Source organism: Streptomyces diversicolor (assembly GCF_057537855.1).
In genome coordinates this window covers 1-15127 of record NZ_BAAJXA010000030.1, presented here as the reverse complement: position 1 = coordinate 15127, position 15127 = coordinate 1, and the positions used below count along the sequence as shown (strand labels likewise).

At 69.4% G+C, this 15127-nt stretch carries 13 protein-coding genes and 1 pseudogene; 8 read left to right on the top strand and 6 right to left on the bottom strand.

The features are described from left to right. Window positions 1–100: 100 nt before the first annotated feature. Window positions 101–670, top strand: coding sequence for a hypothetical protein (locus tag AC27LF_RS30455; protein WP_479657286.1), 570 nt, complete (start codon window positions 101–103; stop codon window positions 668–670). Between the two features lie 476 nt (window positions 671–1146). Beyond that, window positions 1147–1722, top strand: coding sequence for a hypothetical protein (locus AC27LF_RS30450; RefSeq protein ID WP_479657287.1), 576 nt, complete (start codon window positions 1147–1149; stop codon window positions 1720–1722). Between the two features lie 383 nt (window positions 1723–2105). Here AC27LF_RS30450 and AC27LF_RS30445 read toward each other — a convergent pair whose 3' ends face one another. Then, complete coding sequence (locus AC27LF_RS30445; protein ID WP_479657288.1) at window positions 2106–2825, bottom strand: 5-formyltetrahydrofolate cyclo-ligase; 720 nt, start codon at window positions 2823–2825, stop codon at window positions 2106–2108. A 15-nt stretch (window positions 2826–2840) separates the two neighbouring features. After that, complete coding sequence (locus AC27LF_RS30440; RefSeq protein WP_479657289.1) at window positions 2841–4118, bottom strand: NsdA family TPR-like regulatory protein; 1278 nt, start codon at window positions 4116–4118, stop codon at window positions 2841–2843. Between the two features lie 886 nt (window positions 4119–5004). Between AC27LF_RS30440 and AC27LF_RS30435 the strand changes: the two genes are divergently transcribed. The 5 genes from AC27LF_RS30435 to AC27LF_RS30415 all read left to right on the top strand — a co-directional run bounded on the left by AC27LF_RS30435 (window position 5005) and on the right by AC27LF_RS30415 (window position 7828). After that, window positions 5005–5577, top strand: a complete 573-nt coding sequence (locus AC27LF_RS30435) for a hypothetical protein (protein WP_479657290.1) — start codon at window positions 5005–5007, stop codon at window positions 5575–5577. Between the two features lie 92 nt (window positions 5578–5669). Beyond that, window positions 5670–5990, top strand: coding sequence for a putative ATP-grasp-modified RiPP (gene tgmA, locus AC27LF_RS30430; RefSeq protein WP_479657291.1), 321 nt, complete (start codon window positions 5670–5672; stop codon window positions 5988–5990). After that, window positions 5969–6520 (top strand): MvdC/MvdD family ATP grasp protein, encoded by a 552-nt coding sequence (locus tag AC27LF_RS30425; RefSeq protein WP_479657292.1) that lies wholly within the window; start codon window positions 5969–5971, stop codon window positions 6518–6520. Before tgmA ends, AC27LF_RS30425 begins: the two co-directional genes overlap by 22 nt. Beyond that, window positions 6492–6647, top strand: a complete 156-nt coding sequence (locus AC27LF_RS30420) for a hypothetical protein (RefSeq protein WP_479657293.1) — start codon at window positions 6492–6494, stop codon at window positions 6645–6647. Before AC27LF_RS30425 ends, AC27LF_RS30420 begins: the two co-directional genes overlap by 29 nt. Continuing rightward, window positions 6644–7828, top strand: a complete 1185-nt coding sequence (locus AC27LF_RS30415; protein ID WP_479657294.1) for a methyltransferase domain-containing protein — start codon at window positions 6644–6646, stop codon at window positions 7826–7828. The genes AC27LF_RS30420 and AC27LF_RS30415 overlap by 4 nt, the downstream gene beginning before the upstream one ends. Before the next feature lie 411 nt (window positions 7829–8239). Here the strand turns inward: AC27LF_RS30415 and AC27LF_RS30410 are convergent, their stop codons facing one another. The 4 genes from AC27LF_RS30410 to AC27LF_RS30395 all read right to left on the bottom strand — a co-directional run bounded on the left by AC27LF_RS30410 (window position 8240) and on the right by AC27LF_RS30395 (window position 14380). Beyond that, complete coding sequence (locus tag AC27LF_RS30410; protein WP_479657295.1) at window positions 8240–8755, bottom strand: DUF1990 domain-containing protein; 516 nt, start codon at window positions 8753–8755, stop codon at window positions 8240–8242. 71 nt (window positions 8756–8826) lie between these two features. Beyond that, window positions 8827–10482, bottom strand: a complete 1656-nt coding sequence (locus AC27LF_RS30405) for a M4 family metallopeptidase (RefSeq protein WP_479657296.1) — start codon at window positions 10480–10482, stop codon at window positions 8827–8829. 696 nt (window positions 10483–11178) lie between these two features. Continuing rightward, window positions 11179–11541, bottom strand: a complete 363-nt coding sequence (locus AC27LF_RS30400) for a DUF6087 family protein (RefSeq protein ID WP_479657297.1) — start codon at window positions 11539–11541, stop codon at window positions 11179–11181. Window positions 11542–11725: 184 nt separating this feature from the next. After that, on the bottom strand, window positions 11726–14380 hold the full coding sequence (locus tag AC27LF_RS30395; RefSeq protein ID WP_479657298.1) for a glycosyltransferase family 1 protein: 2655 nt from the start codon (window positions 14378–14380) through the stop codon (window positions 11726–11728). Window positions 14381–14809: 429 nt separating this feature from the next. Between AC27LF_RS30395 and AC27LF_RS30390 the strand changes: the two are divergent. Continuing rightward, window positions 14810–15127: pseudogene (locus AC27LF_RS30390) on the top strand (hypothetical protein); the annotation flags it as partial.

The following is a 15127-nucleotide window of genomic DNA, read 5'->3' as shown; positions in this document are numbered from 1 at the left end:
CGGAGCGCCCCTGAAGAATTCTCAGGGTCGGCCCCTTGGCGGCGCGCAAACCTGGAGTGGTCACTGCTCGTACCGATGTGATCACCTGGGGGTATCGGCAATGGAGCCGATCAATACCCGAAACGCGGCCGCAGCGGCGAGGGCGTACCTCGCGCTGGAGTGGCCCCTTGCGCTCGGCCACCGGTACCGGCCCAAGCAGGGCTGTACGTGCGGCCGGACCGACTGCCCGATCCCGGGCGCGCACCCTGGCCCGGGCGCCGGCAGTCTGGACGAGACATCCCTGACGGCCGCGCTGGAGTCCGCACCCGGCGCCGGACTCATTGCTCACACCCAGCGGTTCGACGCAGTCCTTGTCCCCCGGCAGGTCGGCATGGCCGCCATGGTCCTGCTCGACCGCGACACCCCGGTCCCGTGCCTGATCGCGCATCCTGACACCTATGTCCTGCTGGTCCTCCCGGCGACTGGGCGCTATACCGCGGTGGACGAGTCGGTCGAGGTCCGCACCGGCCGGGACGGCTGGATCGCCCTCCCGCCGAGCCGGGGCGTGCGGTGGGACAACCCTCCGTGGATCGAGGGCACTACCGAGCCGCGGAAACTGATCAACGGCGACCAGATCAGCCCCACCCTCGCCGAGTGCTCCGCCGTCGTCCGGACGGGGTTACTGCGGTGACCATCCGGCCCCTCATGCCGCCGGTCGAAGATGTCGCCGCTACGTGGCTGCTCACCTGCGCGATTTGGGGAAGGGGCTCCTGGAGTCCTACGTCGCTTCGGTCGAGGCCGCCCGGGAAGAGAGGCGGCGATGCGTATGAGGCCGGACAGTCCGTGGGGCCAGTTCTTCTACGCCCTGGTTCTGGCCGCTCTCATGGGCGCGCTCGTGGCCGGTATCGGCCGCTGACCCGATGACCGGCTCCGGTCGCTCGCGCCCCAGGGGGCGACCGGAGCCCCCAGGCGCCCGCCGGCTTCCCGCTCCCGACTCTCTCCCGTGGGGGCCGGCGGGCCCACCACCCTCGTTTCGACAAAGGAAGGTTCTCGATCGTGTTGCCTCCGGCACCGCCAGATGTTGTCCCGTACATCGCCGGATGGAGCGAGGAAAAGCTCCTGAAGTGTCCGATCACCCGCCGCCGCGTGGCCCCGGGGATCGCGTACGTGGATGAAACCCCGTACGACCGGGACAGTTTCGGTGTGCTCTGGGCCCGGTACGCGCTGCGGCCCAAGCGGCGCCGGGGCAGCCCGCAGCTGCGGAACGTCCACCCCTACCGGCAGCGTCGAGCGATGCTGAACATGATGTGCCAGGTCTGCTCCCGTATGCCGCCGGACCCACATGGTCCGCATCTGTTTCTCCTGCGGGACAGCGTCGGCGCGATCCGGGAGGGGGAGCGGACGACGAGCCCGCCGGTGTGCGTGCCCTGCGCCGGGATCTCCATCCAGCTCTGCCGGGCCCTGCGCGGGGGGCGGTTCGTGGCGGCATGGGCCCGGCGCGTGCCAGCGTGGGGAGTCGTCGGGCCCCTCCACCACCCCGTGACACTCCAGCCGATCCCGGGGTGCCACATGGAGCAGGTGAAGTACGGGTCGGAGTGGGCACCGTGGGTCCGGGCCGCTCGCACGATGGTGGAGCTGCGCGACGTGACACCGGCGGACCTCGACCGCGAGTTCGCGGCCCTCGGACGCGACCGCCTGGAAGAGGAGTTCACCCGGGTCGCGCAGCTGACCGCGGTCACCTGACAGTCCGGCCCGCACCTCATCGCGCGGCACTTACCCCTCACCATGGAGGCGCCGTTCCATGCATCAGCTGCTCTCCAGCGACGGAGACCGGCGGGTGGCTTCCCCCAGACACCGTGTCCAAGACGTTTCAGCGCATCTGCGGCCGCCTCACGGCCCACCCAGGGCCGCCCGGGCCTGGTCGGCGGGCCGGGACATGAGACGTCGGGCCGCGTCGTTGATGACGTCCGCGGACACGCATGCGCGCCCGCAGTGCGGGGAAGGGGTGGGCATGACGCGACCGAGGCGCTCTACTCCCGACGACCGGACGGGCCAGGGCACACAAAGGGCACATGAGGGCGGCCGATCGGCCGGGTGACCTGGTGGAGACAATCAGCGCTGACCATTCAAGACCTTCGGTTTGCCAGAGCTGGAATCTCCGCGATCATCTTCGGGTTCAGAGAGTCCCAGATAATCCCCCGAGGCCGCCGATGGGGCGGACATTCAATGATTCGGTCCGGTGTGATAATTAGGTCGACCCGGAAGTCATGGGCAGATTCCGGAATCTCTCTATCGATCACTTGCAACTCATGCACCGTAGTTGCGATGAGTACGTCAGGCCCTATCAGTCCAGCTTCTTGCAGAAGGGCCACTTCAATATCCGCGTAGCCAGCACCTTTGCCGAGTCGAGCCCCGCGCGAGTTGACGGCCACACTGCCGCATACCACTAGATCAACGGGTGGCATTTCATCAAGGTCTACAGGGATTGCATATTGGGCCGCTGTTCGCCTGTCGGCGGCTTCACTGGCAGAAATGGTGAGAGCTTCGGGATCCAGGAAATAGAAGGGCTTGGCAGCGGCAAGTTTTGGTGCTGCCATGTAAACTCGCTTTCCTTCCTTGAGAGCCCGCTCTCTCACAGCCATCTGAGCTTTGTCCGGAACTGCCTTGATGACGCTAGACGCCTTCCATGCAGGATGCGCGGCGAGGCGGAGAGCGGCGGAATCTGCACCAAAGAAAAACGGGATGCGTCCGGCCGCTTCGGTCAATACCGCTTTCTTACTGTCAAGCAGCGACCATACCCCCTCCCGAATCTTCTGCTTTTCCTTCCCGATGCCATCGGCGTTCACTCGCCATTCCCTCCCTCAAGCTGCGATCAATCCGAAAAGTCGACCATTAAGGTCCCGCACGCCTGAAAGGTCGTTCCAGGATTGCAGTTCCTTGCCTGCCTTGAAGATCAGGTTCAGTCCGCCACCACCGCGGTTTCCTTCCACGACTTCAATCGCCCTGTGGAGGGTCCCAACAGCCTCGTCAACCTTCTTCTGCTGGATACGCGCCAGTGCCAGATTCCCAAGGATGATCGCTTGAGACTTTGATTTATCCCGAACCTCTGTGACGCTTTCTCGCAGCAGAGCCTCGGCCTTGGGGGCGTCGCCGAGGAACAAAAAACACGAACCGGCAAGGCGGCCGAATTGTCCCGGGGACATCATGGAAAATCCCGCATCATTCGAATCGGCCCGCCCGAGGAAACTCTCTGCCGCACGAAGTGATTTTTCGCACTCGATCCGCCGACGCAGCATGGCATACGCTTCCGCAGAATGCAGGAATGCAAGACCGCCCAGAATATTGCTGGATTTTTGCACCTTCTCCGCTGTTTCCAGGGTCAGTTCAAGTCCTGCGGAAGGATTCTTCTCTCCGTAGAGGGCTACGAACGCCGTACGAAGCAGCGCCAGCCCTTCCGATACGGGATCTCCCAATTCTCGCGCCGCGTTGACCGCCTGGCCAAAGTAAGTACGAGCCGTGACGTGGTCAGTTCTCCCAGAAGCGTCCCAAACCAATTGACCCATGAAGGTGGAGGTTTCGGCTACAGCAGCCTGCACATCTCGGCTTACAGGGTACGGAGCGCTGCTACCCAGCCACTGAGTGAGCTTTCCCAGGAGCCTTCCGGTCTCGGCAACCAGCACAGTAGACGGCTCGGTCGCATACCGTGAATCCAGAGTCTGAACCTGTTGCCGCAGACCTGCAACAGTTACCAGATCAGGGTTTTCGATGGTCTCGACCGAGTAATCCAGCTCTGCATTTCTGTTCGACGCAAGGTCACCGATCGGAAGCGATTTCTCCCACGGCCTTGCAGGTACGCTCAGCATTTCTCCGGGAATGCCAAATCCATCACACACCCGTTCGATCACTTCTTGTCCTCGAATGCTACGGACGCCACGGATGATGTCACTCACGCGGCCACTGGTCATCTTGCCGACTGCTGAGGCGATCACCGCATAACTAGAACCCGTACGCCTGTTAACGAGACGGAAGATCTCTTGGAAGTCCCGGGCCGCGCAGGCTCGGCGCATCCCCTCACTGTGAAGCAGCGTGTCAGGGATCGTCAGCGCATACCGGCTGCGTCGGGTTGTGCGGTCATCCATGAGCGCCCCTGGAGAGACAGAAGTGATCTCCTCGTCAGAGTAGCCCTGTGAACCCCAGCAGGGTTCCCCAAATGCCTTGCGGGGTTCCCCGTTCGCGGTTCCCCGAGGCCCTCTGCCCGGCTGAAGCTCTTCAGACGGCACAACCTGTGTGCCGAACAGCAAGGACCCCCGCGACGCGGCGAACGTCCGGGGGCTCGGCCACCAACCATCAAGGGGTTGACGACAGTGCCCAAAGCTACAACCAGACTCCCGCGAACTCTCCGGTGGGCCGAAGTAGGCAGCGACGCGCGGCAGATGGAATACACGACGTACGCCCCGCCCGGTGAGACGTGCCCGTCATGCGGTAACCCGATCAAGAGCCTTGAGGCGTGCCGCCGGGGGATGCCGGCCCGCCGTGACGCCCCTCCGCTGGTGGCGTACTGGCACACGGACTGCGCCCCGAAGGCAGAGGGGTGATCTCCGTGGCACGGCGCAAGACCCGTCTGCCTCACAGATGGCCCGCCATCAACTCGACGCGCCCATCGGGAGGAACGGCAGCGATGCGCATGAGGCCGGACAGCCCGACCGGACAACTCCTCTACGTCCTGGTCCTCGCCGTCCTGATGGCCGCCCTCGTGGCCGGTGTCGGCCGCTGACCCCATGACCGGCTCCGGTCGCTCGCGCCCCAGGGGGCGACCGGAGCCCCCAGGCGCTCGCCGGCTTCCCGCTCCCGATTCTCCCCCGCGGGGGCCGGCGGGCCCACCACCCTCGTTTCGACAAAGGAAGGTTCTCGATCGTGTTGCCTTCGGCACCGTCAGGTGTTGTCCCGTACATCGCCGGTTGGAGTGAGGAAAGGCTGCTGTCGTGTCCGATCACCCGCCGCCGCGTGGTCCCGGGGATCGGGTACGTGGATGAGACGCCGTACGACCGCGACAGCTTCGGCGTGCTCTGGGCCCGGTACGCGCTGCGGGCGAAGCGGCGCCGTGGCAGCCCGCAGCTGCGGAACGTCCATCCGTACCGGCAGCGTCGGGCGATGCTGAACATGATGTGCCAGGTCTGCGGTCGGATGCCGCCGGACCCGGGCGGTCCGCATCTGTTTCTCCTGCGGGACAGCGTCGGCGCGATCCGGGAGGGGGAGCGGACGACGAGTCCGCCCGTGTGTGTGCCGTGCGCCGGGATCTCCATCCAGCTCTGCAACGCGCTCCGCGGTGGACGATTCGTGGCGGCTTGGGCGAGACACGTGCCCGCGTGGGGAGTCGTCGGGCCCCTCCACCACCCCGTGACGCTCCAGCCCATCCCGGGGTGTCACATGGAGCAGGTGAAGTACGGGTCGCCGTGGGCGCCGTGGGTCCGGGCCGCCCGCACGATGGTGGAGCTGCGCGACGTGACACCGGCGGACCTCGACCAGGAATTCGCGGCCCTCGGACGCGACTGCCTGGAAGAGGAGTTCACCCGGGTCGCGCAGCTGATGACCGTGTGACGACTCCGCGATCACCGACTGGGGCGGGTCGCCTCGTTGCTCCAGCCACCCCGGCCCGGCTCCCGTAATCAACTGACAGAAAGAGAGAGCCGTTGACCACCACCACGGACCGGGCGCGGGAAGCGGACCCGCTCGCCTGCGGCAGGCTGCCGCTCAGCGCGGAAGCCCCGTCGGGGCCGGACACGCGGCCCTGGGCCCTGCGGTTCGCCCGCGCCCCGGACGCGACCGAAGCTGTCACGGTCCCGGCCTGCGTCTACGATCCTGCCCGCCAGGTCAAGGTGTCTTATGACGGGGGCCTGTTGACGTGCATGGCCAACGCCCACACCCCGACCGTGCCGGACGGTTCGATGACGAACCCCCGCCCCTGGACGAGGGGCCGAAGGACTAGCTCATGCCCCTTCATGTCCTGGTGATCGCGGCCAACGAAGACTGGCCGACCGATCGCGTTGTGACCGAGCTGACCGGCCGAGGGATCGAGGTGTTCCGCATGGACACCGCGGATTTCCCTCAGCGGCTTTCGCTGACGGGCCGGATCGACCAGGGGCACGGATGGGCGGGCGAACTGGCCACCGCTCAGCGCTCGGTGGGCCTGTCCCGGGTCGGCGCGGTGTACTACCGCGCCCCCGGGGCGTTCCAGTTCCCCGACGGCATGACCGGGCCCGAGGAGCGGTTCGCCGCGGCCCAGGCCCGCGCCGGCCTCGGCGGAGTCCTGTCCGCACTGGGCTGCCGATGGGTCAACCATCCGACGTCCATGGCCCGTGCCGAGTACAAGCAGGTCCAGCTCGACGCCGCCCGCGCCTGCGGGCTGCGGTTCAAGCCCCCGTCCCGTCGCACGCCCCGTGAAGCGGAGACAGCCGGACGGGTATCACAGGCGTGGGAGGGTCCCGCGTCGGCAGACCGAAGGAGGAGACACGGTGAATGTCATCCTGAACAACGGCGGTGACGGTAATGGCGACGGTGGCGACGGACTTCCGGGCGAGCCGTGGCCGGGTCCCGCCGACCCGCCGACGCCCGACGGCGGTCCCGGCGTGCCCAACCCGCCCAAGTCGTTAGGGCTGTTCCGCCAGTGAGTGCCAGCGCCAACGGCAAGTACCCCGACCGCGCGGAGGTGGGGCAGGCGCTCAGGGCTGACGGCCGCTTGTCGTCCGACTGGGCCCCCGCTTTCTCCGCCGTGCCCCGCTCCGCGTTCCTGCCGGATCTCATGTGGCCATTCGACATGGGCACCGCGCGCAGCATGGCAGTCAGCAAAGCAGACGACCCTGAAGCGTGGCAGCGGCACGCCGACGCTGACGAGCCGATCGTCACGCAGTGGGACGACGGGAAGCACTCCGGCACCGAACCGGGCGCAGTCCCGACCAGCTCCGCCTCCATGCCCAGTGTCGTGTTCTCCATGCTCCGGGACCTGGACGTGCAGCCCGGAAACCGGGTCTTGGAGATCGGCACGGGAACCGGCTGGAACGCTGCCTTGCTGGCTCACCGGCTCGGGGCCGAGAACGTGGTCACAGTGGAGGTGGACAGAGCTGTGACGGAGGCCGCGCGGGCGGCACTTGAGCGGTTCGGCTCGCCCGTGCGCGTGGTGCACGGGGATGGCTTCAAGGGCTATCCGAAGGCGGCGCCGTACGACCGGATCATTGCCACCTGCGGACTCCGGTCCATCCCCTTCGCATGGGTTGAGCAGTGCCGACCGGGCGGGTTGATCGTCGCCCCGTGGGGGACGCACTACACCGACGGGGACGCTGTGGCGCGACTGGTCGTTGCCCACGACGGACAGAGCGCGTCAGGTCCCTTCACGGGGCCCGTGGAATTCATGAAACTCCGGGCTCAGCGCCGTTCGCCCGTGGTGCACTCCGAGTACGTCACGGGCAGCGTGGCCGATGGCGACAAGTCGTCCACCACGGTCACGGAAGCTGATTTCGTGGGCGAGCGGTTCAGCCCGCAAGCCTTCGCGCTGGGGGTACGCGTGCCCGACTGTGCAAGCGTGGTCGCGGGTAAGCGCGAGGGGGCACGGCCCGTATGGTTCTACGGGCTCACCGACCGCTCATGGGCGTGCGTGATGTTCCGGGACAGCGCAACGGCACGCGTCTGGCAGTCGGGCCCGCGCAAGCTGTGGGACGAGGCAGAAACTGCCTACCGCTGGTGGGAGAAGCAGGGCCGCCCCGGCTTCACTCGCTTCGGGCTGACCGTGGACGGCGACAGCGAACGGGTATGGCTCGACTCTCCGGACTGCCCGGTATTCGTTCGGGGCGCGTAGCCGCTCCACCCGCCGGCCCCGGTAGGCGTTCTGACCCGAGCGCTGTTCGGGGCCTCCACTGTCTGACCGACGGTTTCCTGAAGCTTGGGACAGGCCCAGCACTCGCCGGACAATCTGCGGGCCCTCAAGCCGCACACTCGCCCGCGCCCCCTCCGGGGGTTTCTGCCGTCGGTTGGCTGCGGACCGTTGTGGCTGGTCGCGCAGTTCCCCGCGCCCCTTTGGTGGGTGGTCGCGCTGGGTGTCCGGGTGCGGGCGCGCCCAGCCACTCGCAGTCAGCCGATTGGCTTGGCCCCGGAAGGGGCGCGGGGAACTGCGCGCTCAGCCACACTCCGCTCGCAGTCAACCGATTGGCTCGGCCCCCGGAGGGAGGCGCGGGGAACTGCGCAACTGCCGCAAGGCTTCCTCGCGCGGTCAGGTGTCCTCGCCGCACAGCTTTCGCAGTACGGTTCCGCAACGGCGGGCGTAGGCGTGTTGGAGGGCTCTGGTGGCCGGGCCGCCTGCCCGGGCGTACCAGGCGCGGGGGCGGCTGAAGGCCGCGACGGTCAGCCAGACCGTGCCGTCTCCGGTGCGGTCGACCACGAACGCCTCCTCGCCGCACTCCGGGTGGCCCTCCAGGGTGCCGTACGCCCAGCCGGCCCGGCGGGGTTCCGCCACCGTCCACACGACGCGGCAGGGGGCCCTGACCAGACCGGCCAGGGTGACCGTGACGTCGACGCCGGGGGCCGCGCGGTCGGCGCCGGCATCGATGCCCACGCCCAGTGCGCGGTGCATCTCCCAGGTGAGGACCGTCTCCGCGGCCCGGCGGAACACCTGTTCGCCCTCGCCGATGCGCGTGCGCACATGCAGGGCGTGGAAGCCGGGCGGGCAGGCGGTCAGGTCCTCGCGGGTCGCGCCGACCGGCTCGTAGGTGAAGTCTGCCGAAGACATGTCACCCAAGGGTAGGGCGGCCCCCCGGAATGCCTTCCTCCTGGGGGGCCGCCCTGCCGTTTCTCCTCGGATCAGGTGACGTTGACCGCCGTCCAGGCGGCGGCCACGGCGTTGTACTCGGCGCTGCCGGAGCCGTACAGGGCGGTGGCCGCGTTCAGGGTCGCCGTGCGGGCGGCCTTGTAGTTGGTCGTGGACGTCATGTACGTGGTCAGCGCCTTGTACCAGATCTGCAGCGCCTTGGCCCGGCCGATACCGGTGACCGTGGAGCCGTTGTACGTCGGGGAGTTGTAGGACACCCCGTTGATCGTCTTCGCGCCGCTGCCCTCCGACAGCAGGTAGAAGAAGTGGTTGGCGACGCCGGACGAGTAGTGCACGTCCTTGCCGCCCACGCTGGAGGACCAGTAGTCGGCGGAGGCGCCGTCCTTGCTGGGCTTGTCCATGTAGCGCAGCGGGGTGCCGTCGCCGTTGATGTTGATCTTCTCGCCGATGAGGTAGTCACCGACGTCGGAGGCGTTGTTCGCGTAGAACTCGACGCCGGTGCCGAAGATGTCGGAGGTGGCCTCGTTCAGACCGCCGGACTCACCCGAGTAGTTGAGGCCCGCGGTGTTGGAGGTGACGCCGTGGCTCATCTCGTGGCCGGCCACGTCGAGCGAGGTCAGCGGGTGCGTGTTGCCGGAGCCGTCGCCGTAGGTCATGCAGAAGCAGCTGTCGGACCAGAAGGCGTTGACGTAGGCGTTGCCGTAGTGGACGCGCGAGTAGGCGGCCTGGCCGTTGTTCTTGATGCCGTTGCGGCCGAAGGTGTTCTTGTAGAAGTCCCAGGTGACCTGGGCGCCGTAGGCGGCGTCTGCGGCGGCCGTCTGGTCCGTGGAGGAGCTGGAGGCGGTGCCGGTGCCCCAGACGTCGTCGGCGTCGGTGAACAGGGTGCCGGTGCCGGAGGTCCCGCGGGCCAGGTTGTACGTCTTGTGGCCGCCGCGCGTGGTGTCGTACAGCTGGTACGTCGACCCGGACAGCGTGGTGCCCAGGGTGACCGTGCCGGAGTAGAGGGTCTTGCCGGTGCCGGTCTCGATGCCCTGGTACTCGTAGAGCTTTTCGCCGGTGGCCGCGTCGGTGATGACGTGCAGCTCGTTCGGGGTGCCGTCGTCCTGGAGGCCGCCGACGACCGTCTCGTAGGCGAGGACGGGCTTGCCGGAGCCGGCCCAGATCACCTTGCGCGCGCCGTCGGCCTCGGTCCTGGCCGAGCCGGCCGCCTCGGCGGCGGTCAGCGCCTGCTTCTCGGCCTTGGCCGCGTCGATGCGCGGCGTGAGCGAGGCCACCTCGATGGTGTGCTTCGTGGCCTTGGTGACGCCCTCGGTCCGGCCGGACGCGGAGGAGTGCACGATCAGGTCGCCGCCGAGCACCGGCAGGCCCGCGTAGGTGCGCTCGTAACGGGTGTGGACGCTGCCGTCGACGTCCTTCACGACGTCCTTGACGACCAGTTTCTCCTTGGCGCCGAGACCTATGGTGCGGGCGGTGCCGGCGGCGTCGGCCTGTGCCTGCTGGACCAGTTCGCCGCGGGCCGCGGCCGACAGGGTGGCCGGGGCGGCGGCGAGCGGCTTCGCGGCGGCGGCCCGGGCCGGGGTCTGCGCGGAGGCGCTTGTGGCCAGGCCGGTGGCGAGCAGGGAGCCGGCCGCGACAGCGGTGGCGATGGCCAGGGTGGTGCGCTTGTGACGCGCGTAGAGGGGGCTCACTCAAGCTCCTTCGTGTGGGGGAGTCCGGGCGGTGCGGGGGCACCGGCCGGAGGGAGTGGCGAACTTGCTGTGCTGCGGCGGGTGAAGGAAGGGTGACACCAAGGACGTGTACATGTCAGGACCCTGATGTGATGTTGGCCGAAAACCGGCTGTCCGGGAAACGGAGTGGACAGGTGAAGCCGGGTCGCGCCCGGGAGCTGTCCCGGGGGTCGGCGTGCCGTTCCCGCCGCGGTGGCGTGCGGTTCACGCGGAGGTCAGCCTCCGGCCGCCCGGTCCGCCGACGTCGCGCGAGCGGGGGCCCCGGCCCTCGACTGCCGGGATGCGACGGCCGGTTTCGGTGAGGCACGTCCGGACGGTGAACTGCTTCTCAACGCTGACTCCTTCTGCGTGGCCGCGGTCGTGTGCGGCCAGGTGGTCCGGAGACCGGGTCGGTCCTCCGGGCAGAACGGGGTGTGACGCGGAACCAGGTGCGGGCCGGCTCGGGTGCCATCGGTGGCGCCGTGGAATGCGGTGAGTCGGTCGTGGGAAGAGTGGCAGGAGATCGCGTTACCTGTCAGGACTGCGTCAAAAGTTTGGCCGGAATTGGTTCGTTGACCGGATATTCACGTCCGCTATGCGAACCGTTCCCCGGAGCCGGCCCTCGGGGTGGCCCCGCACAACTCCGCCCGGAGGACTACCGGGCCGGCAGCTCGGGGGTCAGGGCCGGTGGAACACCTCGGTGGGCCGCCATGGCTCCGGTGCGGCGGGCAGGTGGCTGAAGGGTGGAAGGGGTACGCGCTCCGCCTCGTCCTGTTGGTCTGTTTCCCGCGCAGCCGTGGCGTGGTCGTCGGCCACACCGCTCGGGGTCCACTGGTGGCCGTCCCACTCCAGCATCCCGCGCGGGGCGTCCGGTTCGACGTGCCCGCCGCGCTCCGGACCGTCGCCGAGGGGGACGGCCTTGCGGTCACCAGGCTTCGGCCTGCGGGCGTCCCTGCGCGCGGCCCATTCGTCAGCGATCGCCGCGGCGATCGGCTGCCCGGTCGCGCCCTGGATCCAGTCCCATTGCCCGCAGGGGTTCACCTCAAGGTCACGGAATCGAAGGGGTCAACTCGGGGGAACTGCACGACCGGCCACAAGACACCCGCAGGAAAAACCCAGCGCGACCACCCACCAAAGGGGCGCGGGGAACTGCGCGACCAGCCATAACGGTCCGCAGCCAACCGACGGCCCATCTCACAACGGCGCCCCTGGCCCAGCCAAGCGGTCAGCGCAACAGGACTCCCGCCCCGGCAACAACATCCTCCGCCGGGACCGCCACCACGCCCAACTCCGCCCCCGACGCCAGCAACCGATGCGCGGGCAGCACACGCACGGTGTAACCGTAGGGCCCGGTACGGTCCAGCGACAGCGAACCCTCGTACAGCCACCGTCCCCCCGCCTCCACCCCGCCCGCGGCCTTCAGCGGCACCGCCGTCGCGTCGGAGATGCGGTCCTCCGGGTCGACCCGGCCGGACACGGCCTGCACCTCGACGTCGTCGGGCCCGAGGCCGCCGAGTCCGACGACCACCCTGAGGCCGACGGTGGCCCCCAGTTCCGCGGTGGCGGCCGAAGCCGTCGTCTCCACGTGGTCGACGCTGACGCCGTGCCAGGCCGCCCGCACCCGTGCCTTCCAGGCGGCGAGTTCGCGGGCCGCGTCCGCAGTCAGCGCGCGATGCGCGTGCGCGGCGGGCGCGTAGAGCCGATCCACGTACTCGCGGACCATGCGGCTCGCCGACACCTTGGGCCCGAGCAGGGTCAGGGTCCGGCGGACCATCTCGATCCAGCGGTCGGGCAGCCCGCCGCGCCCCCGCTCGTAGAAGCGCGGGGTCACCCGCTGTTCCAGCAGGTCGTAGAGGGCGGCGGCCTCGATGTCGTCGCGCCGCTCGGGGTCCGTGCCCGGCCCGTCCGCGGTCGGGACGGCCCAGCCGAGGTCCGGCTGGAACCACTCGTCCCACCAGCCGTCCAGCACCGACAGGTTGAGGCAGCCGTTGAGGGCCGCCTTCATCCCGGAGGTGCCGCATGCCTCCAGCGGGCGCAGCGGGTTGTTCAGCCAGATGTCGCAGCCCGGGTAGAGCTTCTGCGCCATCGCGATGCCGTAGTCCGGCAGGAACACGATGCGGTGGCGCACCCGCGGGTCGTCGGCGAACCGGACGAGTTCCTGCACCAGCCGCTTGCCGCCGTCGTCCGCGGGGTGTGCCTTGCCCGCGACCACGATCTGGACGGGCCGCTCGGGGTGCAGCAGGAGATCCATCAGCCGGTCCCGGTCGCGCAGCATCAAGGTGAGGCGCTTGTACGACGGGACCCGCCGGGCGAAGCCGATGGTGAGCACGTCGGGGTCCAGGACGCCGTCGATCCAGCCCAGTTCGGCGGTGCCGGCGCCGCGCTGCCGCCAGGAGGCACGCAGCCGCTCCCGTACCTCCGCCACCAACTGCTCGCGCAGTTCCCGGCGCAGTTCCCACAGGTCCTGGTCCGCTACGCCCGCGAACCGGTCCCAGCGCTCCGCGCCGTCGTCGGCGGGCGTGTCCTCGGCGTGCCGCGCCCCGACGTCCCGGACGTCCCCGATGTTTCCGATGTTTCCGGTGTCCCCGACACCGAGCCGCAGCATCTGAGGGGCGACCCAGGTGGGGACATGCACCCCGTTGGTGACGGAGGTGATCGGCACCTCGTCGGGGTCGAATCCCGGCCACAGCCCGGAGAACATCTCGCGGCTGACCCTGCCGTGCAGCAGGGAGACGCCGTTGGCGCGCTGGGCCAGCCGCAGGCCCATCACGGCCATGTTGAACAGGTTCGGCTCGCCGCCCGGGTAGGTCTCCATCCCCAGGTGCAGGATCCGTTCGACGTCGATGCCGGGGAGTTCGGCGTCGGGGCCGAAGTGGCGGGCGACCAGTTCCCGGTCGAAGCGGTCGATGCCGGCCGGGACCGGGGTGTGGGTGGTGAACACGGTCCCGGCCCGCACGGCCTCCAGCGCCGCGTCGAAGTCCTGTCCGCCCGCGCAGAGTTCGGCGATCCGTTCCAGGCCGAGGAAGCCCGCGTGCCCCTCGTTGGTGTGGAAGACCTCGGGTCCGGGGTGGCCGGTCAGCCGGCCGTATGCGCGTACCGCCCGCACTCCTCCTATGCCGAGGAGCATTTCCTGGAGCAGCCGGTGCTCGCTGCCGCCGCCGTACAGCCGGTCGGTGACGCCGCGTTCGCCGTGGTCGTTCTCCTCGATGTCCGAGTCGAGCATCAGCAGCGGCACCCGGCCCACCTGTGCGACCCAGATACGGGCGCGCAGCCGTCGGCCGCCGGGCAGCGCGAGCGAGACCTGGGCCGGGCTGCCGTCCTGCTCCTTGAGCGGCGTCAGCGGCAGTTCGTGGGGGTCGAGGACGGGATAGTGCTCCTGCTGCCAGCCGTCCCGTGACAGGGTCTGCCGGAAGTAGCCGTGCCGGTAGAGCAGTCCGACCCCGATCAGGGGTACGCCCAGGTCGCTGGCCGCCTTCAGATGGTCGCCGGCGAGGATGCCGAGGCCGCCGGAGTACTGGGGCAGGGCGGCGGTGATGCCGAACTCGGGCGAGAAGTAGGCGACGGCACGGGGCAGTCCGGCGGGCTGCGCCTGGTACCAGCGGCCCCTGCTGAGGTAGTCGTCGAGGTCGTCGGCGACGGCGGTGAGCCGGCGCAAGAAGCGGCGGTCCCCGGCCAGCTCGGCCAGGCGCGCGGGGGGCACGCTGCCCAGGAGCCGTACCGGGTCGCCGCCCGAGGTGGCCCAGCGGCCGGGGTCGACGGACTGGAACAGGTCGCGCGTTTCCGCGTGCCAGGACCAGCGCAGGTTGCGCGCCAGGTCGCTCAGCGGGCTCAGGGGCTCGGGGAGAACGGGACGGACGGTGAACCGGCGGATCGCCTTCACATTCCACCTCGGCGCGGTTGCTCGGGGAGGCGCACGGCGACGTGCGTCTCGTCGTCTGTGACGACGGTACCGGTGTCGGCCCGGGCCCCGCCGGGCATCGCCTGCGAGCCCCGGACGTATCCGGCCGGGACGGAACCGGCCATTTCCGCGCCGGTGTGCGCGGGGGTCGTGCGGTGTGCGGCCGGGCCCGCCGGGCGGACTCCCGCAGGTACCGGCGCGCCGGTGCCTGCGGAACCGCTCCCACCGCGCGGGGCCGGTCTTGTGCGCGGGCATACGCGTGAGTAGTTAACGAAGTCCCGGATTGCTCACCCGAATAGGGTGGGAAGGCTCCTGCGGTACGCCCCTCAGGGGCGTCACGGCCACCCCGCAGGACCCACCTCCCCACACCCATCCGCCCACACACCCACGTTGACGCGGACAGGAGCGGTCATGCCCGCCAGGCACCCCTCGTCACCACCCCCGACAAGCAGCAGGAACGGCACGGCGGCCGGGCCGCCGGAGCGGACGGCCGACGCCGTGGCACCGGAGCGGAATGCCGACGCCCTGGCGCACGAGCGGAATGCCGACGCCGTGGCGCAGAAGCGGACGGCCGACGCCATGGCACAGGAACGGACGGACGGCGCCGTGGCGCCGGCGGGCCGTGGCGAGGCCCGGCCGCCCTCCCGGGAGCGGTCTCCGGCGAGCGGGGACACCGCCGTCGGCCGCATCCCGGTCCTCGATGTCCGCCCGGTGGTCCAGGGCGGGCGC

Bases quoted from the DNA above. Each gene is read 5' to 3' on its own strand.
- AC27LF_RS30410 (WP_479657295.1), bottom strand. From the start codon at position 8,755: ATGTCTTCGGCAGACTTCACCTACGAGCCGGTCGGCGCGACCCGCGAG.
- AC27LF_RS30425 (WP_479657292.1), top strand. From the start codon at position 5,969: ATGCCCCTTCATGTCCTGGTGATCGCGGCCAACGAAGACTGGCCGACC.
- AC27LF_RS30440 (WP_479657289.1), bottom strand. From the start codon at position 4,118: ATGGATGACCGCACAACCCGACGCAGCCGGTATGCGCTGACGATCCCT.
- AC27LF_RS30455 (WP_479657286.1), top strand. From the start codon at position 101: ATGGAGCCGATCAATACCCGAAACGCGGCCGCAGCGGCGAGGGCGTAC.